The organism is Streptomyces fagopyri, assembly GCF_009498275.1.
Taxonomy (GTDB): domain Bacteria; phylum Actinomycetota; class Actinomycetes; order Streptomycetales; family Streptomycetaceae; genus Streptomyces; species Streptomyces fagopyri.
Genome location: NZ_CP045643.1, coordinates 6,581,972 through 6,605,189, shown reverse-complemented (window position 1 = coordinate 6,605,189; position 23,218 = coordinate 6,581,972). Strand labels below are relative to the sequence as shown.

Annotated in this window: 17 protein-coding genes; 11 read left to right on the top strand and 6 right to left on the bottom strand. The window is 71.1% G+C overall.

The annotated features are described in order from the left end of the window. Nucleotides 1-65 precede the first annotated feature (65 nt). The 6 genes from GFH48_RS28490 (at nucleotide 66) to GFH48_RS28470 (ending at nucleotide 6,230) form a co-directional block, all read left to right on the top strand. Nucleotides 66-743, top strand: coding sequence for an RlpA-like double-psi beta-barrel domain-containing protein (locus GFH48_RS28490; protein WP_153290968.1), 678 nt, complete (start codon nucleotides 66-68; stop codon nucleotides 741-743). Between the two features lie 520 nt (nucleotides 744-1,263). After that, entirely contained in the window at nucleotides 1,264-2,292 is a 1,029-nt protein-coding gene (gene glnII / locus GFH48_RS28485) for a glutamine synthetase (RefSeq protein ID WP_153290967.1), read from the top strand. Between the two features lie 218 nt (nucleotides 2,293-2,510). Next, on the top strand, nucleotides 2,511-2,633 hold the full coding sequence (locus GFH48_RS39785) for a hypothetical protein (protein ID WP_265590202.1): 123 nt from the start codon (nucleotides 2,511-2,513) through the stop codon (nucleotides 2,631-2,633). A gap of 118 nt (nucleotides 2,634-2,751) precedes the next feature. After that, nucleotides 2,752-3,339 (top strand): winged helix-turn-helix domain-containing protein, encoded by a 588-nt coding sequence (locus GFH48_RS28480; protein ID WP_153290966.1) that lies wholly within the window; start codon nucleotides 2,752-2,754, stop codon nucleotides 3,337-3,339. Between the two features lie 104 nt (nucleotides 3,340-3,443). After that, nucleotides 3,444-4,448: an NAD-dependent epimerase/dehydratase family protein gene (locus GFH48_RS28475; protein ID WP_153290965.1), complete on the top strand. Its 1,005-nt coding sequence runs from the start codon at nucleotides 3,444-3,446 to the stop codon at nucleotides 4,446-4,448. A gap of 249 nt (nucleotides 4,449-4,697) precedes the next feature. Continuing rightward, nucleotides 4,698-6,230, top strand: a complete 1,533-nt coding sequence (locus GFH48_RS28470; RefSeq protein ID WP_153290964.1) for a DUF1996 domain-containing protein — start codon at nucleotides 4,698-4,700, stop codon at nucleotides 6,228-6,230. Between the two features lie 95 nt (nucleotides 6,231-6,325). On the opposite strand, the gene GFH48_RS28465 is transcribed toward GFH48_RS28470, so the two are convergent. Then, nucleotides 6,326-6,763, bottom strand: a complete 438-nt coding sequence (locus GFH48_RS28465) for a hypothetical protein (protein ID WP_153290963.1) — start codon at nucleotides 6,761-6,763, stop codon at nucleotides 6,326-6,328. A 156-nt stretch (nucleotides 6,764-6,919) separates the two neighbouring features. Here GFH48_RS28465 and GFH48_RS28460 point away from each other — a divergent pair, with 156 nt between their 5' ends. The 5 genes from GFH48_RS28460 (at nucleotide 6,920) to GFH48_RS28440 (ending at nucleotide 12,256) form a co-directional block, all read left to right on the top strand. Next, nucleotides 6,920-7,420: a tetratricopeptide repeat protein gene (locus GFH48_RS28460; RefSeq protein WP_153290962.1), complete on the top strand. Its 501-nt coding sequence runs from the start codon at nucleotides 6,920-6,922 to the stop codon at nucleotides 7,418-7,420. Between the two features lie 49 nt (nucleotides 7,421-7,469). Then, nucleotides 7,470-9,386: a hypothetical protein gene (locus GFH48_RS28455; protein ID WP_153290961.1), complete on the top strand. Its 1,917-nt coding sequence runs from the start codon at nucleotides 7,470-7,472 to the stop codon at nucleotides 9,384-9,386. 139 nt (nucleotides 9,387-9,525) lie between these two features. Continuing rightward, entirely contained in the window at nucleotides 9,526-10,443 is a 918-nt protein-coding gene (locus tag GFH48_RS28450; protein WP_153290960.1) for a metal-dependent hydrolase, read from the top strand. Continuing rightward, nucleotides 10,440-11,498: a PDR/VanB family oxidoreductase gene (locus GFH48_RS28445; protein WP_153290959.1), complete on the top strand. Its 1,059-nt coding sequence runs from the start codon at nucleotides 10,440-10,442 to the stop codon at nucleotides 11,496-11,498. The genes GFH48_RS28450 and GFH48_RS28445 overlap by 4 nt, the downstream gene beginning before the upstream one ends. A 56-nt stretch (nucleotides 11,499-11,554) precedes the next feature. Then, a complete protein-coding gene (locus tag GFH48_RS28440) occupies nucleotides 11,555-12,256 on the top strand; it encodes a TetR/AcrR family transcriptional regulator (protein WP_153290958.1) in 702 nt (233 codons plus the stop codon). Between the two features lie 19 nt (nucleotides 12,257-12,275). Here the strand turns inward: GFH48_RS28440 and GFH48_RS28435 are convergent, their stop codons facing one another. From GFH48_RS28435 to GFH48_RS28415, 5 genes are all read right to left on the bottom strand, one after another. Further along, on the bottom strand, nucleotides 12,276-12,632 hold the full coding sequence (locus GFH48_RS28435; protein ID WP_153290957.1) for a 5-carboxymethyl-2-hydroxymuconate Delta-isomerase: 357 nt from the start codon (nucleotides 12,630-12,632) through the stop codon (nucleotides 12,276-12,278). Nucleotides 12,633-12,664: 32 nt separating this feature from the next. Then, nucleotides 12,665-14,305, bottom strand: a complete 1,641-nt coding sequence (locus GFH48_RS28430) for a fused response regulator/phosphatase (protein ID WP_153290956.1) — start codon at nucleotides 14,303-14,305, stop codon at nucleotides 12,665-12,667. A 69-nt stretch (nucleotides 14,306-14,374) separates the two neighbouring features. Next, on the bottom strand, nucleotides 14,375-19,774 hold the full coding sequence (gene pulA, locus GFH48_RS28425; protein ID WP_407698725.1) for a pullulanase-type alpha-1,6-glucosidase: 5,400 nt from the start codon (nucleotides 19,772-19,774) through the stop codon (nucleotides 14,375-14,377). 144 nt (nucleotides 19,775-19,918) lie between these two features. Beyond that, entirely contained in the window at nucleotides 19,919-21,301 is a 1,383-nt protein-coding gene (locus GFH48_RS28420; RefSeq protein ID WP_153290954.1) for an alpha-amylase, read from the bottom strand. A 232-nt stretch (nucleotides 21,302-21,533) separates the two neighbouring features. Continuing rightward, complete coding sequence (locus GFH48_RS28415) at nucleotides 21,534-23,213, bottom strand: glycoside hydrolase family 13 protein (protein ID WP_153290953.1); 1,680 nt, start codon at nucleotides 23,211-23,213, stop codon at nucleotides 21,534-21,536. Nucleotides 23,214-23,218 lie beyond the last annotated feature (5 nt).

Genomic DNA, 23,218 nt, shown 5'->3' with positions numbered 1-23,218 from the left:
CGTACATAGCGGCATACGGATCGCATCCGGCCGCCCGTGGCGGCGGCCGGGGACAGGAGGCGCTCATGTCGCGCAGGAGAACTCTCAGTCCCAAGAAGAAGCTCGCACTGCTGGTCAGTGCCGCGGCCGTGGCGGGAGGCGGCGCCTTCGTCATGGCGACCACCTCCAACGCGGCCCCGGTGCAGAACGCGTCGAACTCGACGGTCTGCCAGGGGCTGGCCACCGCGCTGGGCAACAACCAGACGTTCATCGACGGGCAGCGGGCCAACCCCGACGCCCAGTCGCAGGCCCGGATCGCCAACCGCGACGCGGTCATCGCCCAGATCAAGGTCCAGCAGGCGGCGTCGAACTGCAAGGTCGGGGAGTCGGCTCAGGGCCCCCAGGCCGCACAGCCGGCGAAGCCCGCGAAGCCCGCGCCGGCCCAGCAGCAGACGACCGCGCCCGCGCAGCAGACCACCCCACCCGCGCAGGGAGCGGGTGGCGGCGCGGCCACCGGCCGTCAGGTCTGTGCCGGCTCGACCGTCACCCTCTCCGGCGAGGGCGGCGCACCGGCCGCGTCCAGCAACCAGTTCCCCGCCGGGACGAAGCTCAAGGTCACGAACCTGGACAACAACAAGTCCACCACCGTGCAGGTCACGTCGGTCTCCGGCAGCTGCGCGCTGCTGAACAACGCCGCGTTCGAACAGGTCCGCGAGCCGGGCAAGTTCCTGATCCGCCGGGCCCTGATCGAGAAGGTGGGGTGAGGACCGACGCCTGACGACCGGGGAACTCCGCGCGCCGGGAGGTGATTTCGGCCGGCGCGGGCCATGAGTCCTGCTGTTCGCGGCCACGAGCAGCAGGACCGGCACCGCCGGGAGCGCCCCGCGCCCCGGCGTCCCCACGCGGGTCCGTGGCCTCCCCACGCGGGTCCGTGACCCCGCGACGAGCGTCCGTGACCGGGGAGCCGTCCGCGGGCCGCGGCTCCGGCGCACGGGCCGTACGCGCGCAAACCCATCGCATACGAGCCGCCGCGGCCGCCCCGGGCGGATCACGCCGGGCGGAGCACAGGTCTCCCGGCCCTCGCGAACGGGCCCCTGGCAGCGGTCGCGCATCGCTCTCGGCGAGTGAACCGCAGCACAGAGACACCAGGTAACACGGGGTTCACGCTCGGGCAATGATCGGGAAATCGCCTGTTGACAGGCTGTCGGACATACGCGGCGTTCCGGTGCCGCAGCGCCGCAGCACCCGCAGTGCGCCTAGAGACCCACCCGAAGGATGTGGCCCGTGACCTTCAAGGCTGAGTACATCTGGATCGACGGCACCGAGCCGACGGCCAAGCTCCGTTCGAAGACGAAGATACTGGCCGACGACGCCAAGGGTGCCGAGCTGCCGATCTGGGGCTTCGACGGGTCGTCCACGAACCAGGCTCAGGGTCACGCCTCGGACCGTGTACTCCAGCCGGTCGCCAGCTACCCGGACCCGATCCGCGGCGGGGACCACGTCCTCGTCATGTGCGAGGTCCTGAACATCGACATGACGCCGCACGAGTCCAACACCCGTGCCGCGCTGGCCGAGGTCGCGGAGCGGTTCGCCGCGCAGGAGCCGGTCTTCGGCATCGAGCAGGAGTACACCTTCTTCGACGGGGAGCGCCCGCTCGGCTTCCCCGCCGGCGGCTTCCCGGCTCCGCAGGGCGGCTACTACTGCGGTGTCGGCGCCGACGAGATCTTCGGCCGTGACATCGTCGAGGCGCACCTGGAGAACTGTCTGCGGGCGGGTCTGGGGATCTCCGGCATCAACGCCGAGGTCATGCCCGGCCAGTGGGAGTTCCAGGTCGGCCCGCTCGCCCCGCTGGAGGTCTCCGACCAGCTGTGGGTGGCCCGCTGGCTGCTCTACCGCACCGCCGAGGACTTCGCCGTCTCCGCCACCCTCGACCCCAAGCCGGTCAAGGGCGACTGGAACGGAGCGGGCGCGCACACCAACTTCTCCACCAAGGCGATGCGCGAGGGTTACGACGCGATCATCACCGCGTGCGAGTCGCTGGGCGAGGGTTCGAAGCCGCTCGACCACGTCAAGAACTACGGCGCCGGCATCGACGACCGCCTGACCGGTCTGCACGAGACCGCTCCGTGGAACGAGTACTCGTACGGCGTCTCCGACCGCGGCGCCTCGGTCCGTATCCCGTGGCAGGTCGAGAAGGACGGCAAGGGGTACATCGAGGACCGCCGTCCGAACGCCAACGTCGACCCGTACGTCGTGACGCGCCTGATCGTCGACACCTGCTGCGCCGCCCTGGACAAGGCCGGCCAGGTCTGATCCACCGCTTTCCCGCGAAGGGGCGCCCACCGTGTCGGTGGGCGCCCCTTCGGCGTGCCGCGCCCCCTCAGCGGCGCGGTGCGGGGGCGGCGGGAAGCCGGCGGCGGCCTGGCGCGCGGACCGGGGGCGACGGGCCCGCACCCGGCTTCGCGCGGACGGCTCGTCCGGCCTTTGAACCAGGACTCCTGCCGGGCCCCGGCTTCTGCTTCAATGGAGACATGGCCAGCCACCAGAAGTACGCCGCGACGGGTCGCCACGACCTGGAGCCCTTCTGGCCTTCCCGTCAGCATCACGACTTCGACCGGGTGTGTTGCCGCGCGACGAACGCGCCGGCCCTCTAAAGCCGTACACCCCGGCCTTCGGCCAGCGCGCACGACGTACGTCCTCGACGGCCCCGACCACGAACTCGCGGTCGTCGACCCTCCCGACGAACTCCTCGCGCGAAAGAGCTGACCTCTCATGGCGAACACACGTTCCTTCACCTCCGTCGCGACCTCCCCGTCCCCGGCCCCGCCCGCGACCGGCGCGGGACGGCACCGGCTGCGTGCCGTCGACCGGGACGATGTGGTGAACGTCGCGGACTTCCTGCCGCCCGGCGCCACCTGGCTGCCCGCGCCCCCGCACACGCTGCCGGTGCTGCCGGGCCGGCCGCCGATGGTCGGCTACCTGGTCCTCGTACCGGCCGACCAGCAGCCCCTGCTGCCGCTCGCCGTCGCCCCGGACGGGGCCGCGGCGGCCGTCTCCGCCGGGGACGACCCGCTCGTCCGTATCGACTCCGTGCGGCGCACCGCCGAGGTCGACGGGCGGACACTCGACCTCACCTACCTGGAGTTCGAGCTGCTCGCGCACCTCGTCGCGCACCCGCACCGGGTGCACACCCGGGACCAGTTGGTCACCACCGTCTGGGGCTACGGGCACGTGGGCGACGGGCGGACCGTCGACGTGCACGTGGCGCGGCTGCGGCGCAAGCTCGGGGCGCAGCACCGGCAGACGATCCAGACGGTGCGCCGGGTCGGCTACAAGTACGCGCCCCCGACCGGCCGCTGATCAGCCGCTGATCAGCCCCTCCGGCGGGCGCGGTGCCCCCGCGCGGATCTTCTGTCAGCAGATTCCCGTGCCGTCCGGCGGTCCGTCCGTGCAGAGTCGTCCGCATGAGACTTCTGGTGCTGGGTGGTACGGAGTTCGCGGGGCGGGCCGTGGCGGAGGCGGCGGTGCGACGTGGCTGGGAGGTGACCGTCCTCCACCGGGGACGGCACGAACCTCTGGCCGGGGTGCGGTCGTTGCTGGGTGACCGCACCGCTCCCGACGGGCTCGCCGCGCTCACCGGCGCCGCCGCCGAAGGTGACTGGGACGTCGTCGTCGACACCTGGTCGGCGGCGCCGCGGGCCGTCCTCGACGCGGCGCGGCTGCTGGCGGACCGGGCCGCGCGCCATGTGTACGTGTCGAGCTGCTCGGTCTACGCGTGGGCTCCGCCCGCCGGGTACACCGAGGACGCGCCGCTCGTGACCGGGGCCTCCGAGGACGCCGATGGGACGGACTACGCGCGGGACAAGCTGGGCGGTGAGCTGGCCGCCGTCTCCGCGTTCGGCGCGCGGCGTTCGCTGCTCGTGCGGTCCGGGCTGATCCTCGGGCCGCACGAGAACATCGGCCGCCTGCCGTGGTGGCTGAACCGGATCGCGCGGGGCGGGCCGGTGCCGGCGCCCGGACCCCGGGACCTTCCCCTCCAGTACGTCGATGTCCGTGACCTCGCCGAGTGGATCCTCGGGGCGGTGGAGCGGGGAGCGAGCGGGCCCCACAACCTGACGAGTCCCCGGGGTCACGCGACGATGGGCGAGCTGCTCGACGCGTGTGTCCGGGTCACGGGGAGCGGGGCGGAACTGCGGTGGATCGACCCGGAGGTGATTCTGGACGCCGGGGTCGAGCCGTGGACGCAGCTGCCGGTGTGGGTACCGCCGGGCAGTGACATGCACGATGCGCTGCACGGCGCGGATGTCTCACGGGCGGTGGCGGCCGGGCTCCGGTGCCGGGACGTCTCGGAGACGGTCGCCGACACGTGGGCGTGGCTGCGGACGCTCGGCGGTACCGCGCCGCGGCGCCCGGGCCGGCCGCCGGTCGGGCTGCCCCCGGAGGCGGAGGCCGGACTGCTCTCGCGGTGATCCGGCTGCCGTGCCGGCGCACCGTGAACGAACCTCCAGACAGCCCTCTGAATATTGTTCAAACATAATTTCGGAGATCAACTCACGGAAAATCGTGGGCTTCTGAGGTCATTGTGCCGGAAATGGCCTCACCAACTTCTAAGATTTTCAAGGGTTTCTGAACGCCTCACGCGTCACCTGCGTATGAATGGGAGCCGCTTCACTCCTGTCGGGCGCCTCGCTGCCCCGCAAGGAAGTCAGAGGAGTTCCATGGGACGCAACACACGAAAACGACGTTCGCCGCTGGCTGTTCGCGCGGTGGCCGCATCGGCGGCTCTCGCGATCGGTGGGGGCGGATTGATCTGGGCGAATTTCTACGCCTCGGCGCACGAGACCAACTCGAGCCCGAACACCACGAAGGCCGCCGCCACCCAGGTGGCCACGATCACCTGTCCTGACGTCGGTCAGAAACTGACCGCCGTGCCGAACGCCGCGCGTTCCGCCGTCGCCACCGAGCTGGCGACGCTCGACAAGCAGATCACCGAGGCGTACGCCCGTCTGGCCTCGACCCGCCAGGCCCAGGCCAAGGACGCGAACTTCGTCCAGAACGCGATCCTCGGACCGCTCAAGGAGAAGCGCGGCGCCGTCATCAGCCGGATCAAGATCGACTTCAAGCGGGCGGGCGCCACCGCCCCCGGCATGCTGGACGGTCTCGCCACCTGCACCGCGACCACCGCGGACCAGGCCCAGACCACGGCCGGCGGCCAGAACAACGGCCAGGGCCAGAACAACAACGGCGGTCAGGCCACCGCGGCCCCGAGCCCCTCGGCATCCGCCTCCGCCCCCGCGGGCAACGGCGGTCAGGCCGGCAACGGCGGTCAGGCCGGCAACGGACCCCTCGCCGCCGACTTCGTGGACATCACGAAGGTCAAGCCGAACGTCGCCGCGAAGGCGCGGACCCGGGCCGGCGGTTCGACGGGCACGTTCACCACGTCCTGCGGCGTGAACGCGAACAAGAAGTTCAACACCGACAACGTCATCGTGGCACCCGGTGTCACCAACGGCGCGCACCACCTGCACGACTACGTCGGCAACCAGTCGAACGACGCGTTCGCCAACAACGACACGTTCGCCGCGGCCAAGACCACCTGCGCCAACCAGGGCGACAAGTCGACGTACTACTGGCCGGTCGTGCGTATCCAGAACGGTACGCAGGACTTCGACCAGAACAACGACGGCGGTGGCAAGGAAGGGAACGTCGGCCAGATCCAGCAGGTCAGGCAGGCGCAGATCAAGTTCGTCGGCAACGCGAAGAGCCAGGTCGTCGCGATGCCGAAGTTCCTGCGCATCATCACGGGTGACGCGAAGACCACGACCAACGGTCTCGCGAACGCCAACGCCCACTGGTCCTGCACCGGTTTCGAGAACAAGGTGCAGCTCACGCAGCAGTACCCGATCTGCCCGCGCGGCAGCACCGTGGTACGCACCTTCGCTTTCCAGAGCTGCTGGGACGGGGTGAACATCGACAGCGCGAACCACCGCACGCACGTGGCCTTCGCGGACGCCCAGGGCAACTGCGCCAATGGCTTCAAGGCCATTCCGCAGCTGACGATGCGCCTCGTCTACGGCTTCCGGGCACCGACCCTGCAGAACGGGCAGATCAAGAATGCCTTCGCGGTGGACGGATTCCCCGAGCAGCTGCACAAGGCGGCCACCGACCACGACGACTTCATCAACGTCTTCGACGACAACCTGATGAACAAGATGGTCAACTGCATCAACAAGGGCCAGCGTTGTAAGTGACCCCCATGAGGAAGCCGGTGACGGGATTCTCCCGTCACCGGCTTTCTTGTGTCCTCACGTCCCCGGCCCGACGGGCCCGGGAAGGCTTCGCGCGGTCAGCCGCTCTGCTCGTGACCGGCGTGCGCGCCGTGCGAGGTCCCCTCCTCCAGTGTCCCGCCGAGACGGCCGCGCAGGGACGTGACCGTCTTCTGGTCGCCGACGGCCACCCACTTGGCGCCCACGAGGTACGAACCTCCGTAGTCCTTCGCACCGTTGAGCCACTCGCGCTGACCCCGGTCGGTGGCGAAGGTCGCCAGGATGAACTTGCCGGCGTCGACCTTGCAGACCCCCTGGCGGATCTCGTCCGCGTCGGTCTGGATGTCCGGACGGCACCTCACCTCGGCCGCCAGATCCTCCAGGCTGCCGGTCGCCGTGGCCGGCACCCGCTCCGCCGTGCCGCCCTTGGTCCCGCCGTCGCCCGACCCGCCGCAGCCGGTCAGCGCCAACAGCGCCACGGCGGCTCCCGCGGCGAGTTTCTCCCGTGTCAACCTCATACGTTCCTCCGGTACCGTCGGCGCCCGCGCCATGGAGAGCCCCGGCGAGGGCCCTGGTCTTCGATACGGCTCCGAGGCGCTCAGCACTCAATCGGCCACCGCGGGGTGCGGGGAAGCCGATGCCGCCGCCAGCACACGTATGCGAAAGTGTGCCGCGTGAACGAAGACTGGGAAGAGCGTACGGCGGCGGCCTGGGCCACTTTCGACGACTACGGGGAAGAGGACGCGGCGGACTTCCGGGCGGTGATCGACGCGCTCGTCGCCGAGCTGCCGGCGGACAGTCCCGTCGGCCCCTTCGAGCGGGCCTGCGCGTGGGACTCGACGGGCCACTCGGACCGGGCCGTGCCGCTGTACCGGGAGGCACTGTCCCGCGGACTCGACGGCTACCGGGGACGCCGCACCCGGATCCAACTCGCCAGCTCCCTGCGGAACATCGGGCAGGCCGAGGAGGGCGTCAAGCTCCTCACGCCCGAACTCGTCGCTCCGTCGGACGAGTTGGACGACGCCGTACGCGCGTGCCTCGCGCTGTGCCTGGCCGACCTGGGCCGCGAACGCGAGGGCCTGGCGCTGGTGATCGGCGCCCTCGCGCCCCATCTGCCCCGCTACCAGCGGTCGATGGCCAACTACGCGCGACTGCTCGTCGAGCCCGAGGGCTGAGTCCGCCGGGCGGAGGTGACCATCCACCGATTCGCTCGTTCTGCTGAACGTGCAGTCACAGGATGTAGCCCCGCGCCCCACAGCCTCCGCCGGACCGGTCGTCGACGTCGCCCAGGCCGAGGCCGCGCTCGTCGAGCACTACCCGCGGCTCGTCCGGCTCGCCTATCTGGTGCTGCCGCCGAGCCTCGGCCGCAACCGGCGGGTGCTGACCGCGCACGCCCTGACCCAGCGAGCGCTGCCCCGGCGCCGCACGCCGTCGTCCGTGATCCCGGCCCAGGCCACCGGCCGCGACGGCGACCCGGGCTACGCCTTCGTACGGCTCACGGTCGTGCGCACGGCACTGGAGGCCGGCCTGCCGCTGCGGCGCGCCGCGTGGCCCAAGCGGTCCCAGCTGCCGCCACTGCTGCCCCAGGTGTGGGGCCTGCGGCTCTTCCCGCGCTCGGGCGGCGCCGACGAACTCGCCCTGGACCAGAGGCTGTCCGCGCTGTCCGCGGCGGCCCGCGCCGCCTATGTGCTGCGCGGGCTGGAGAAGCTGGCCGACGCCGATGTGCGCAGGGTGCTCAAGGCGGCGGGAGTCGGTGATCCGCGTGCGGCCCTCGCGGAGGCCGACAGGGTAGAGGCCCGGGACCCGCTGCTCCACTCCCCCGAGTTCGACCCCTGCGCGCTGCACGCCCGGCCCACCGACCTGATGCGCCGCAGGCAGCACATGAAGGCCGCGCTCGCCGCCGCGGCGGCGGTGGCGGTCTGCGGTGCGCTGCTCGCCCTGCCCGGCGACGGCTGGGGACCCGAGGGCCCCGCGGCCCCCTCGTACGCGCAGAACCCGGCCGCCGTGGCCGCGCTGGACCCCGGCAGGGTGACCCGGGTCTCCCCGGCGGCCTGGCGGACGTCCGCGCGCACGGACCTCTCCGTGTGGCCCGCGCGCGGAAACCTCGCCGGGGACAGCGCGCTGCTGCGCCGCGCCCTCGCCGTCTGGGCCCGCCCCGGCGGATCCGTGCAGGTCTCGGCGACCCCCGGCACACCGGCGGGCGCCCCGCCGGGACCGCCCCAGCTGCTGTACGCCGGTGACGTCGACCAGGCCCGCGTGGTGCTGTTCTACGACGGGCTGCGCATCGCCCGGTACGCCGAGCCGCGCGACGGCACCGGCGGGGCGGCCCTCGACTTCGCGCGGGTCGACGGGGCGCGGGGGGCCGAGGCGAGCGCCGTCGTCCTGGACCGCGCCGACGGCAACGTCCGCTATCTGACCGCTCCCTGGGTGACCGGGGCCGCCCAGCGCGACCTGATGAAGCCGGCCGCGACCCCGACCGCCCTCACCCTGTCGGCCGACGGAGCCACCTCCCCGCTGGCGGGTCCCGCCCGGACGGGCGCGTGCGCGTCGTGGAACGCGCTGCAGCTGACCGACGCCGGCGGCAGCCGCCTGATGACCGACCTCGGCGAGCTGACCCCGGCCCATCTGACCTCCGGAGCGCCCTCGGCGCCGCACGAGGCCACCGGCGCCGCGGCGCTGGCGAACTGGGCGCCGTTCGCCTGCTCGCTGACCGCCATGCGCTCCGAGGGCGTGCGGTCCGTGAACGCCTGGCAGTACGCGCGCCAGCCGCTGCCGGACGCGAGCGGGGAAGCGGCGTGGGTGTGCACGCGGGCCGACACCTGGCGGGGCGACGGCACCCGCGTCCTGGCCCAGTTCCACACCCCGGGAGGTACGTACGGGGCGGTCGCCGCGAAGGCCGAGAACTCGCCCGCGTGCGGCGCGCGCGACTCCCATGTGCTGGCGGGCGTGCTGTGGAAGTCGGGCACGGGCGGCTGGTATCTGCTCGCGGCCGGCAGCAAGGACACCACCACGGTCACCGCGACCGGTGGGGTGACCGGATCCGCGAAGGGTCCGCTGCTCGCCGTACGGACGGGTCAGGGGGCCCAGGCCGGGCTGCGGGGGAACCTGGCGGACGGCAGGTCGGTCACCGGGCTGCGCTGAGGGCCGTCCCGTGATCCCCGAGGGGCGGCCGGGCACCGCGAGGCGGGCGTCACCTCCACGACCGCCCTAGTTGACGTTCGTGTCAACAAGTGCCCGCAGAGGGGTTCTCCGTCGCGCTACCCGTCAGTACATTGACGCCATGTCTGACAAGAACGCCCGACCGTACGGGCCGGTCGCATCGGAGCGGACCCCGCTCAAGGCGCGGAAGGTGTCGTTCTCCTGGGAGGACACACCCCTGCACTGGATACCGGGAGACCCGTTCGCCACGCACACGATCAACGTGCTGCACCTGCTGCTGCCCGCCGGTGAACGCTGGTTCGTCCACGTCTACCGGCAGGTGCTGCCCCACATCAGGGACGAGCGGCTGCGCGAGGACGTGATCGGGTTCATCGGCCAGGAGGCGATGCACTCCCAGGCCCACGACGAGGTCCTCCCCCACCTCAGGGAACTCGGGCTCGACCCCACGCCCTACACCGCGCAGGTCGACTGGCTCTTCGAGAAGCTGCTCGGCGACCGCACCCTTCCCCCGGGCCGGGCCCGCCGCTGGTGGCTGATGGAGCGGGTCGCGATCATCGCGGCGATCGAGCACTACACGTCCTTCCTCGGCGACTGGGTACTGAACGCCGAGGAGCTGGACCGGCGCGGCGCCGATCCGACCATGCTCGACCTGCTGCGCTGGCACGGCGCGGAGGAGGTCGAGCACCGCTCGGTCGCCTTCGACCTGTTCATGCACGTCGACGGGGGCTACCGGCGACGCGTGCGGACCTGGGCCACCGCCTTCACCGCGCTCGTCTTCCTGTGGCAGCGCGGGGCCCGGTTCTTCATGGACAACGACCCGACCCCTGCGGCGGGCCGGGCGAGCTTCAAGGACTTCTACCTCGGCGGACAACAGGGTGTGCTGCCGTCGACCGGGGACCTGCTCAAGTCCGTCCCGCGCTACCTCAGCCGGTCCTACCATCCCTCCCAGGAGGCCTCCACCGCGCAGGCCATCGCCTATCTGGCCACCTCCCCCGCCGCGACAGCGGCGGCCACCGCCACCGCGGAGCGGAACACGTGACGCCCGGCCTGCGGACCGTCGCGGCCGTCGCGGGCACGGCTCTGCTCGTCCGGCGTGCGCTGCGCCGCCGGATCGGGGCCTCGCCGCTGTGGCCGCTGCCCGCCCTGGAGGAGCCGGTCTCCGGCCGCCCGCGCTCCCGGGCCCTGCGGCTGACGGTCACCGGACACGAGCGGATCGCCGACGGAGTCGTACGACTGCGCCTGGAGGGGCACGCCCTGCCGCGCTGGGAACCCGGCGCCCACCTCGAACTGGTGCTGCCCTCCGGGCTCGTACGGCAGTACTCACTGTGCGGCGACCCCGCGGACACCTCCTCGTACACCGTCGCTGCGCGGCTGGCCGCAAACGGGCGGGGCGGCTCGCGCGAGGTCCACGAACGGCTGCGGGAGGGCATGACGGTCGAGGTGCGCGGACCGCGCAACCGGTTCCCGCTCGCCCAGGCGCCCGGGTACGTCTTCGTCGCGGGCGGCATCGGGATCACGCCCCTCCTGCCGATGCTGCGTGCGGTCCGCGACCGCACGGACTGGCGGCTGTTGTACTGCGGGCGGACCCGGGCGTCGATGCCCTTCCTGGCGGAGATCGAGAGGCTGGACCCGGCGCGGGTCACCGTCGTGGCCGAGGACGTGGACGGGCGTCCGGACCTCGACACCCTGCTCAGGGACCTGCCCGAGGGAACCGCGGTCCACTGCTGCGGGCCGGAGGGGCTGATGGCGGCGGTCGGCGAGCGGTTGCCGCAGGGGGCCACGCTGCACCTGGAACGCTTCGCCCCGCGCACCCCCGCGGCGGGTGACGGCGACAGCGCCTTCGAGGTCGAACTGCGCCGCAGCGCACGGACCGTGACCGTGCCGGCCGACTCCACGCTGCTCGCCGCCGTACGGGCCGAACTGCCCGACACCCTCTACTCCTGCGAGCGGGGCTTCTGCGGAACCTGCCAACAACGCGTCCTGGAGGGCGAGATCGACCACCGGGACGAACTGCTCACGGACACGGAGCGTGGCGACTCCATGCTCATCTGTGTGTCGCGGGCGCACGGTGACCGCCTCGTGCTGGACATGTGAACGACCATGGTCGGTCCGGCCCGTTCCGGGCCGGATCCGATCGGTAAGGTGTTCGCATGACAACCGGGGTACGCCGCAGGATGGGTGTCGAGGAGCGGCGGCAGCAGCTGATCGGCGTCGCCCTCGAACTGTTCAGCCGACGCTCGCCCGACGAGGTCTCCATCGACGAGATAGCCTCGGCGGCCGGCATCTCGCGGCCTTTGGTCTACCACTACTTCCCCGGCAAACTCAGCCTGTACGAAGCCGCGTTGCAGCGCGCCGCGGACGATCTCGCGAGTCGGTTCGTGGAACCGCGGGAGGGGCCGCTGGGCGCGCGGCTGCTGCGGGTCATGCGCCGCTTCTTCGACTTCGTGGACGACCACGGGCCCGGTTTCTCGGCGTTGATGCGCGGCGGGCCCGCGGTCGGCTCCTCGAAGACCAACGCGCTCGTCGACGCCGTGCGGCAGGCCGCGTATGTCCAGATCCTGGCGCACCTCAAGGTCGAGAACGCGCCCGCCCGGCTGGAGCTGGTGGTCCGCTCGTGGATCTCGCTGGTCGAATCGACGGCACTGATCTGGCTGGACGGCCGGCGGATCCCGCGCGGCGAGCTGGAGGTGCAGCTCGTGCACGACTTCGCGGCGCTGGCCGCGGTGAGCGCCGCGCGCGACGAGGAACTGGGCGCGCTGCTGCGCGGTGCGCTCCAGGGCGAGCCGGGCGACGGGCCGTTCACCGACCTCGCCGTACGGCTCATCGCGCTGGCCGCGCCCCCGAAGGCGTGACCGCGGGCCCGGTGCCGGCCTACTGCTCGGACTTGCGGTACGACGGGTCGAGATCCCGGACCTCGGCGGAGGCGTGCAGCACGACACCGTCGACGGGCTCGACGTACTTGCGCACCAGCTCCAGCACCGACTCGGTGAGCCGGACCTTGGTCTCCTCGCTGCGGCCGGCGAGCAGGGCGAGCGTGACGTGCACGACGGCGTGTCCGTCCGCCTCCGCTCCCACCACGTTGTCCCCGGTCGGCCGGAACCGCGTCTTGCACGCCTCGATCCGCGCGGCCGCCGTCTCGACCACCACCGGGTGCAGCGCGAGCGCGAATCCGCGCCGGTCGAAGGAGTCGTCGAGCGCGTCGGAGTAGTCGACGGTGATCTGCGGCATGGGCACTCCCGTTCTAGGTCAACGCACTCACCTTAGGGCCTGACCTGCCCCGGCCTGAGCTGGAGCGCCAGCATCGCGACGTCGTCCTCCCGGTCCCGCCCGAAGCGGTCCAGGAGCATGTCGCACAGGGGGCGCACCCCGGGCGGGGCGTCGGCGACGGCCACGCGCAGGCGTTCCATGGAGATCGCGAGGTCCGTGCCACGGGTCTCGATCAGGCCGTCGGTGACCACCAGGAGCCGGTCCGAGGGCTCCAGGAACAGCTCGGTGGGCGTCGGCCGGTTCACCGCGAGGCCGAGGCCCAGCAGCGGTCCGTGGGCCTTGGCGTAGTCGGCGCCGCCCGAACCCCGTACGACCAGTGGCGGGATGTGGCCCGCGTTGGCGATGCGTACCCGCCCGGTGTCCGGCTCGACCAGCATCAGGCAGACGGTCGCGGTGACCTCGGGGTGGTAGCGCTGGAGCATCCGGTCGAGGCGCTCGGCGAGGACGGCCGGGTCGCTGTCCTCGACGCAGTAGGCGCGCAGGGCGTGCCGGATCTCGACCATCACGGTGGCCGCGTCCAGCGAGTGGCCGACGACATCGCCGACCGCGGCGAGGACACCGTCGTCGGTGCGCAGGGCCGCGTAGAAGTCGCCGCCGATCTCGGCCTGCTGGGACGCGGGTTCGTAGCGCACCGCGATGTCGACACCGGGCAGGTCGGGCAGCTTGTCCGGCTGGGGCAGGAAGCTGCGCTGCAGGGTGAGGGCGACATGGCGCTCGACCTCGTACATCAGCAGCGGCTCGGCGGCGAGTGCGGTGGCCTGGGCGAGCCGGGCCACCCCGGCCTCGTCGGCGGGGCTCTGGGGGCGCGAGTCGCGTACGGGCGTCGCCAGGCACACCGGTGCCTTGCCGCCCTGGGCCAGCACCAGCCGGGCGTCGTCCTCGACGCCGGGCCGGAAGAACCCGGCGGGCCACAGCGGTGCGTGGACGACGGTGCGGTGCACGACGGCCCGGCCCGCCCCGAGCCTGGCGATCAGCTGGGCCACGGCGTCGTGCGCGCCGCGGCCGGGCAGCGCGAGGTCGATCCGCTTCGGGGACATGCCGCGGTACAGCTCGCCCTCCGGGCCGAGGACGAACACGACGGCCGGCAGGCCGGTGAGCCGGGCGGTGCCCTCGGCGGCCGCGTCGACGAGTTCGTCGAGGCTGCGCGCGGCCTGGACGGTGACGATGGTCTCGGAGAGCAGCGTCAGCCGTCGTATCAGGGCCTGGTCCTCCGCGCGCAGCCGGGCCGCGCGCACCGCGGCCCGTACGACCGAGTGGATCTCCTCCGGGTCGGCCGGCACCGTCAGACAGGCCTCGGCGCCGGAGTCCAGGCTGCGGCGGCGGTCGTCGCGGGCCGCGCCGGCGGCCGAGAGGTGCACCACGGGCAGCGTGGCCAGGACCTGATGTGCCTTGAGCCGGCGGCAGAGTTCGAAGCCGTTCATGTCCGGCAGCCGCACGTCGACGAGAAGCACGTCCGGCAGGGTGCCCTCGCGCAGCCGGACGCCGAGTTCGCGCAGCGCGTCCGCGGCGGTGGCGACGGGAACGACCTCGTGACCGGCGCCGCGCAGCAGCGCGCTCACGGCGAGCCGGTCGGCCGCCACGTCGTCGACGACCAGCGCGGTGGTCGTGCCGTTCCTTCTGCTGTTGCCGTCCAACTGAGAGCCTCGGGCACGCCGGTGGGGCGGACCGGGTTCCCGGTCCGCCCCACCAAGGTAATGCCCTTGTCAGGGGGTCCGGGAGAAGACGGCCACAGTCCGTGCCGGAACGGTGAAGGTTCCCGTGTCCTTCGTGTACGCGGCGGACTTGACGACGGGGTCGGCGCCCGCCCGTTGCACCGGGTGAAGCGCGTAGCGCGTCCCGGACAGCGAGCCGATCCGCTGTTCCTGGCGCTGGGGCGTCGCGTTGAGGACGACGACGAGGTCGCCGAGCTTCATCGTGATCACCCCGGGCGTCTCGTCCTTGCCGGACAGCGGGAAGGAGAGCTTCGACTGCACCTGGCCGGCCGTGGCGAGCGAGAAGACGCTCTCGGTGGTTCGGATCCGCAGCAGGTCCTGGTACGCGGCCGAGCTGCCCTGGATCTGTCCGCACCCGACCTTGACGGTGCTCAACAGAGGTGTGGCGTAGGGCCACTTGGACTGGTTGTCGGCCGCCATCGGCAGACCGCGCCCGAATCCGTTGCCGTCCCGGCAGTCCCAGTGGACGGCGTTGAACCAGTCCCCGCTGTCGAAGGAGTTGCGGTCGAGGGACTTGGAGCGCAGCAGGTCGGAGCCGGCCTGGGAGAGGGACGGGCCCTGCGAGAGGGTGGCCGTCGCCATGGCGAGCACCTGCATGCGCGCCCGGTCGTCCGCGCTCGTGGTGGCCGGCAGTTTGTAGGCGAGCGCGTCGTACAGGGACTCGTTGTCGTGCGCGTCGGCGTACGCGAGGGCGTCACCGGGCGCGGCCGCGTAACCCGCGGGCTGGCCGTTGTAGTCGATCTCGGAGCCCTCGACCTCCTTGCCGTCGGTGCCGGTGAAGCGGTACGCCGCCAGGTCGCCGGTCAGGCCGACCTTGATCAGGTCCTGGTAGTGCAGCAGGCGGGCCTTCTGCTCGGCCGTGGTGCCGTTGGCGGTCGAGGAGTTGGGGTCGGTGTAGAGGCCCGAGGCGAAGCCCTGGACGCCGGGGTCGGAGTCGAAGGGGCTGCCGCCGCGGACGGCGTCACGGGCGCGGTCGGAGAAGGTCGCGATGCCCGTCCCCGCCATGTTCTTCTGGGTCGCCTGGACGAACCGGGCGTCGTCGGCGACCTCGCCGAAGTTCCAGCCCTCGCCGTACAGGATGATCTTCTTGCCGTCGACGCCGTCCTTCGCGGGGGTCAGCCCGTCGAGGGCCTTCCTGACCGCGAGGATGTTGGCCTTGGGCTGGTGTCCCATGAGGTCGAAGCGGAAGCCGTCGACCTTGTACTCCTTGGCCCAGGTGACGATGGAGTCGACGACCAGCTTGCCCATCATGGCGTTCTCGGTGGCCGTGTTGGCGCAGCAGGTGGAGTTGGCGACGCTGCCGTCGGCGAGGAGCCGCTGGTAGTAGCCGGGGACGACCTGGTCGAGGACGCTGGTGTCGGCCTGGCCGCTGGCGGCGGTGTGGTTGTAGACCACGTCCATGACGACGCGCAGGCCGTCCTCGTTCAGCGACTTGACCATCCTGCGGAACTCGACCGTGCGGCCGGTGCCGTCGGGGTCGGTGGCGTAGGAGCCCTCGGGGACCGTGTAGTGATAGGGGTCGTAGCCCCAGTTGTAGGCGTCCTTGGCGGCGGTCTTGGCCACGCACTCCTGCTGCTTGTCGGAGTCGGCGGCGTAGGAGGCGAGGTCGCAGTCGGTGCTCTGCTGGTCCGCCTTCTTCTCGGGGACGGTGGCGATGTCGAACGCGGGCAGCAGGTGCACGTACGACGTGCCGGACTTCGCCAGCTGCTTCAGGTGCTTGGAGCCGTCGCTGTTCTTGTCGGTGAAGGCGAGGTAGGTGCCCTGGTCCTTCGCGGGGACGGTCTTGTCGGCCACCGAGAAGTCACGGACGTGCAGTTCCTGGATCTGCGCGTCCCGCAGCGGTACGGCCCTGGGCTTCTTCAGCGAGGACCAGCCGGACGGGGCGAGGGACTTGGCGTCGAGGTCGACGACCAGGCTCCGCTCCGAGTTCGCGGTCAGGGCGACCGAGTAGGGGTCGGTCACCTTGTTGGTGACGATCTTCCGCACGCTCGGCGCCCACACCTTGACGACGTAGCGGTAGGGCTTGTTCGTCCAGGACTTCTTTCCGGTGACGGACCAGACGCCGGTGGCTCCGTCGCGCTTCATGGCGACGGTGGAGCCGTCGAGGTCGAGGCTCACCGCCTGCGCGGTCGGGGCCCACACCGAGAGGGTGGGGACACCGTCGTGGAAGACGGGCCCGAGGTGCGCCTTCGTGGCGTCGTACAGGTCGTCGAGGGCGCCGGCGATCTGCACGCCGGTGGCCGCGAGCACGGCGCCGTTGGCGGCCCGCTGCGAGGCGACGAGCTGGCCACCGAGCGCGGAGCGCGCCCGGGCGCGGTCGCGCGGGTCGACGGACCAGGCGGTGTACGCCTTCAGATAGGGGAACTTGGCCTTCTGGGCGTCGGTGAGGGTGGTCTTCCCCAGCCGCAGCCAGCGTTCGTCGTCGCTGGTCAGCCCGCCGTCCTTGACCGCGATCGAGCCGTCGTGGGAGGAGAGGAGCTGGGTGGAGACGGCGGCGTCGGAGCCGTTCCAGGCGACCGTGTTCCGGTCGATCCAGACGGCCTTGGAGGTGGTCAGGTCGAGCGCGGCCGCGCTGCCCTTGGGCTGCGGCAGCAGGTACTTCTCCTGGCCGTCCAGCAACCACACCTCGTGGCCGTTCGCCGTGAGGTCGAGCGACTGGTCGGTGGGCAGGTCCTTGGCGTCGCCCTTGTGGATGATGTAGCTAAGGCTGGTCGCGCCCTCGGCGAGCGGCACCTCGTAGACGGCTCCGTAGGCGTCGGTGCGCACCGGCTCCAGGGGCTTCGTCCAGTCCGTGGGCGTCGCGGCCCCGGTCCACACGTGCAGGCCCCAGCCGGTGTAGTCGCCGTCGGCGCGGTGGTAGTGGACGACCGCCTTGGTCTTGTCCTGGGCGGGCAGGTCGGGCTGCTCGGCGAGGACGGTGTCCTTGCCCTGTTCGACCCAGACCTCGCCGGTCCTGGTGACGTCGATCGTGCGGTCGCTCGCGACGTCCTTGTTGCCGTCCTTGTCGATGACCAGGAAGCCCACGCTGGAGGCGCCCGGCTTCAGCTTCACGTAGGCGAAGGCGCCGTAGGCGTCCCGGCCGACGAAGTCGTGCCCGGCAGGCCAGGTGGTGGCCTCGCCGTCGGCGATGTCGCCCCAGGCGTACAGGCGCCAGTCGGTGTAGTCGCCGTCGGTGCGCTTGTAGTGGACGACCGCGTAGTCGCGCGAGGAGGCCGTCGGGACCTCCGGGGCGGGCGCGGTGCCGGTGGTGGACTCGGCCGTCGCGCTCGCCGTGTGTCCGGCCGAGTCGACGACGACGGCCTTGTAGCGCAGCGCGGTACCGGCCGGTACGTCCTTGCCGATGACCTGGGTGACCTTGTACGGGGCGTGGTCGGCGGAGCCGAGGGTGTGCCAGGCGCCGTTGCCGGTCTGGGCGGCGAAGACGACCCGGTCGAGCTGACCGCCGGTGACGTCCGCCGACGGTTCGACGGTGCCGGTGGCGCCCGCGGCCGGAGCCTTCAGGGTCAGCGTCGGCCTGGTCGCGGGGGCGGCGAGCCGGCCCGCGGCCTTGAGGACGATCGCCGATCCGGCCGGAACCGTGACGGTGAGCTTCTTGTCCGCGTCGCTGGTCGCCGAGTCCGACGTCCCGTACAGGGCGCGGAAGGTCATGATCGCCGAACCGGTCGCGAACGTGGCCGACTTCGCCTCGTCGGCGTTGTTCACGGCGACGACGTACTCGGTGCCGGTCCTCGCGTCGGTGCGGGAGAAGGCGTACACGCCGGCGCCGTCCGCGGCGTAGCGCTCCGTCTGGACGCCGTCGGTCAGGGCCGGGTTGTCCTTGCGCAGCTTGGACAGGGCGCCGATCGTCTTGTAGAGCGGCGCCTTCGTGTCGTAGGCGTCGCTCGCGGCCGTACGGTCGGTGCCGATCTCGTCGTCGTCGAGGTAGTCGGCGATCTTGGAGGCGAACATCGGCTGGCGGGCGTCCTTGTCGCCGCCGGAGCCGGTGAAGCCCTGTTCGTCGCCGTAGTAGACGACGGGGTTGCCGCGGCTGAGGAACATCAGCTCGTTGGCGAGCCTGTCCTTCTTCAGCAGCTGGGCGTCGGTCGCCTTGGGGTTGTCCTGGTCCAGGAAGTACCCGATGCGGCCCATGTCGTGGTTGCCGAGGAAGGTGACCTGCTCGTAGGCGTTGGCCTTGTCGGTCGTGTACTTGTAGTCGTCCGCGAACAGGGACGAGAGCTTCCGCGCGCTGCCGCCCTGCGAGGCGTACGAGCGGGCCGCGTCCTGGAACGGGAAGTCGAGGGTGGCGTCGAGCCGGCCCTGGGTGACGTACGGCGAGGTGATCGACGTGTCGGCGGAGTAGACCTCGCCGAACATGAAGAAGTTCTTGCGCCCGTGCCGGGCCGCGTACGCGTCGAGGGCGGTGGCCCACTGCGTCCAGAACTCCATGTTCACGTGCTTCACGGTGTCGATCCGGAAGCCGTCGATGCCGAAGTCCCTGACCCACTTCTCGTAGATCTTCTCCATCCCGCTGACGACCTCGGGACGTTCGGTCCACAGGTCGTCGAGGCCGGAGAAGTCGCCGTAGGTGGCGGACTCGCCCGCGTAGGTGGAGTCACCGCGGTTGGAGTACATCGTGGTGTCGTTGAGCCACGAGGGGACCTTGACGCCCTTCTTCGCGGCGCGGACCGTCGGCGTCCGGGGGAAGGAGCCGTTGTCCACCGACGGGAAGCCCTTGGCGCCGTCCGCGTAGTCCGCGTCGTCGAACGGCTTGCCGTCCTTCGTCAGGTACGGGAAGGCGCCCTTGGAGAGGTAGTCGTAGGACTTCTCCTTGTAGTCGACGACATCGGCGGTGTGGTTGGTGATGACGTCGAAGAAGACCTTCATGCCCTTGGCGTGGGCCTTGGAGATCAGCGTCTCCAGGTCCTTGTCGGTGCCGAAGTGCGGGTCGACCTTGGTGAAGTCGGTGATCCAGTAGCCGTGGTAGCCGGCCGAGGCGTCCTTGCCGGTGCCCTGGACGGGCTGGTTCTTGAAGATCGGCGCCATCCAGATGGCGGTGGTGCCGAGCCCCTTGATGTAGTCGAGCCGCTTCGTCAGGCCCTTGAGGTCGCCGCCCTGGTAGAAGCCCTTGTCGGTGGGGTCATAACCGGTGGACAGCCTCGAACCGGTCAGTCCGCCCTCGTCGTTGGACGTGTCGCCGTTGGCGAAACGATCCGGCATCACGAAGTAGAACTGGTCACGGGTTGAGTCGTGCCGGGACGGCTCGGCGGCGAGCTTCGCGTCCGACGGCGGTGCGGGCGGGGTCTGGGCCCGCGCCACAAGGGGTTGCGCAAGCGATACGGCCAGTGCGGCGGCGAGGACGGCTGCGCGCAGCCTGGGGCGGCTGAAGCGACTCGCCGGCCCTCTCGGTATCAGGTCCACAGTCGTGAACTCCTAGCGATTACGGCGTACTCGGGTCCGACCCCGCGCAGCGTTTCGGCCACGATGCCGAACGCCCGCGTGACCGTATCGCTCACGCAAGGTTTGCAGCAAGAGTCTTGCAACATGCGGAAAGGGGTTTCAGCAGCTGGACTTGCCCGCGTAGAGCGCAAGTGCCGTGTTGGCGCCCAGCGTCGCCGTGAACTGACCCGAACTGTTCACCGTGATGCTCGTGTTGTTCTGGACGTTGCAGTACGTTCCCGCCGCGAGGGAGGTGCTGTAGGTCCGGCTCAGCGAGGAGGTCTCGTGGTTGATGGCCACGAAGCCCTTGCCGCCCCGGCCGAAAGCGATGGCGTCGTTGCCGTTGTCCCACCAGTTGGAAAGGGCTTGCCCCCGGGTGGCGTTGCGGAAGGCGACCATCGACTTGATCTCGGGCCAGGCGTGCTGGCACTTCCAGCCGTCCTGCCAGCAGGCGTTGACGGTACCCCCGTTGGGCGGACCGGCGTCCGCGTTCGACCACTCGTAGCCTGAGTTGATGTCCGGGGCGCCGTACGGGTAGGCGAGCATGAAGACGTTGGCGAGCGTGTAGTTCGCCCCGTCCTTGTAGTTGAGCGTCGAGCCGTTGCGTTCGGTGTCGTGGTTGTCGACGAAGACGGCCGCGACGGAGCTGCTCATGTAACCCCAGCCCTCGCCGTAGTTCTTCAGGTAGGCGAGGTTCTCGTTGTTGAAGACCCGCTTGAGGTCGTAGGCGTAGCGGAACTCCTGGACGTCGCCGTTGCCGGTGTACTCGGTGGGCTGGACCGCCTCGCCGGCGCCGTAGATGACCTCCTGCTTCCAGTACGCGGACGGGTTGCTCAGCCGGGACTTGATGTTCGCGAGGTCGGCCGCCGGAATGTGCTTGGCCGCGTCGATACGGAAGCCGTCGACGCCGTATCCGAGCAGCGTGTTCAGATAGCCGGCGATGGTCTTGCGGACGTACTCCTCACCGGTGTCCAGGTCGGCGAGACCGACGAGTTCGCAGTTCTGGACGTTGGCCCGGTTGGTGTAGTCGCTGATGCTGGCGGTGCAGTCGTCCATGTCGTACGAGGAGTACAGGCCGGGGTAGTCGTACTTCGTGTACGACGAACCGCCGGTGCCGGTGCCGGAACCGGCGGACATGTGGTTGATCACCGTGTCCGTCACGACCTTCACGCCGGCCGCGTGGCAGGTGGTGACCATGTTCTTGAAGGCGGTGGCGTCGCCGAGCCGGCCGGCGATCCGGTAGCTGACGGGCTGGTACGAGGTCCACCACTGCGAGCCCTGTATGTGCTCGGCGGGCGGGGACACCTGGACGTAGCCGTAGCCGGCCGGGCCCAGCGTGTTGGTGCACTCCTTGGCGACGGAGTCGAATTTCCACTCGAACAGGACGGCGGTGACGTCCTTGGTGCCGGGCGGGGAGGCCTGGGCGGTGCCGGTGGGCAGGACCACCGAGGCCGCCATGCCCGCGGCGAGCGCGAGCGCGGTGGCAAGAGTTCTCTTGGCCATGTCATCTCCTGCACGTCGTTGTGCGGTGGGGGTGTGCGGGTGCCCGGGGCTCCGGGGGGACAAGTGGGGGGGCCCTGGAAGGAAGTTGCCCAGTGAATCAGTCGGGCGTGTGCGGGAACGTATCTCTTGCCGCCAAGTTTCAGCAAGATGTCGTAAGGGATTTCAGCGCGTAAAAAAGCGGTGCCCCGGTCCAGGAGGACCGGGGCACCGCTCAGCCGTCGTGGCGGGAGGGTCAGGCTGCCCACCACACGGTCGTGTCGGCGGGCAGCGTCGCCTCGCCGTCCCGTGACAGGGTCACCTCGCCGCTCGCGACGAGCACCCTGCCGTACGCCGGGACGGTCACGGACTCGCTCCCGGTGTTCGCGGTGCAGACGAACGCGCCCCGGCGGAGGGCGAGCACGCCGTCGGGCGCGTCCAGCCAGTCGACGGTGTCGCCCGCCCCGAGGTCGGACCGCTCGCGCCGCACGGCGAGCGCGTCGCGGTACAGCTCCAGCGTGGAGCCCGCCACGCCGGTCTGCGCCTCGATGCTCAGCTCCGCCCACTCGGCGGGCTGCGGCAGCCAGCTGCCGCCGCTGCCGAAGCCGTAGCTGGAACCCGCCCGGGTCCACGGGATCGGCACCCGGCAGCCGTCGCGGAAGCCGTCCTGGCCGGCACCCCGGAAGTAGGCGGGGTCCTGGCGCACCTCGTCGGGCAGGTCGACGACGTCGGGCAGGCCGAGCTCCTCGCCCTGGTAGAGGTAGGCGGAGCCGGGCAGCGCCAGCATCAGCAGGGTCGCCGCGCGGGCCCGGCGCAGCCCGAGCTCCCGGTCGCCCGCGGTGCGGATCTGGGTGCCGAGACCGGGCTGGTTGGCGAACCGGGTGGCGTGCCGGGTCACGTCGTGGTTCGACAGCACCCAGGTCGAGGGGGCGCCGACCGGACGCATCGCGTCGAGGGTCCGGTCGATCACCGAACGCAGCTCCGCCGCGTCCCAGTGGGTGCCCAGGTACTGGAAGTTGAAGGCCTGGTGCAGCTCGTCGGGGCGGACGTAGTTCGCGGTGCGCTCGATCGTCGGGGTCCACGCCTCCGCGACGAAGATCCGCTCACCGGAGTACTCGTCGAGGATGGTGCGCCACTGCCGGTAGACCTCGTGCACGCCGTCCTGGTCGAAGAACGGCATGACATCGTTGCCCAGCAGCTTCAGCTGGTCGTGGTCGCCGAGGTCCGGCAGGCCCTCCGCCTTCACCAGTCCGTGCGCGACGTCGATCCGGAAGCCGTCGACGCCCATGTCGAGCCAGAACCGCAGGATCGAGCGGAACTCGTCGCCGACGGCCGGGTGTTCCCAGTTGAAGTCGGGCTGTTCGGGCGCGAAGAGGTGCAGGTACCACTCGCCGGGAGTGCCGTCCGGCTCGGTGACGCGGGTCCAGGCCGGGCCGCCGAAGATGGACTCCCAGTCGTTGGGCGGGAGTTCGCCGTCCGCGCCCTTGCCGGGGCGGAAGTGGTAGCGGTCCCGCAGGTCGGAGCCGGGGCCCTCGCGCAGCGCGCGCTTGAACCACTCGTGCTGGTCGGAGGAGTGGTTGGGCACCAGGTCGACGATGATCCGCAGGCCGAGACCGTGGGCGTCACGGATGAGGGCGTCGGCGTCGAGGAGACTGCCGAACATGGGGTCGACGGCCCGGTAGTCCGCCACGTCGTATCCGGCGTCGGCCTGCGGCGAGGCGTAGAAGGGGCTGAGCCACACGGCGTCCACACCGAGGTCGCGCAGGTAGGGCAGTCGGGAACGTACGCCCTCCAGGTCGCCCATGCCGTCGCCGTTGCTGTCGGCGAAGCTGCGCGGATAGACCTGGTAGATCACCGCGTCGCGCCACCAGTCGCGGCGGGTGGCGACGGTGGCGAGGGCGGAGTTCGGGGCCTGGTCGGCGGAGTGCTGGCTCATGGCGT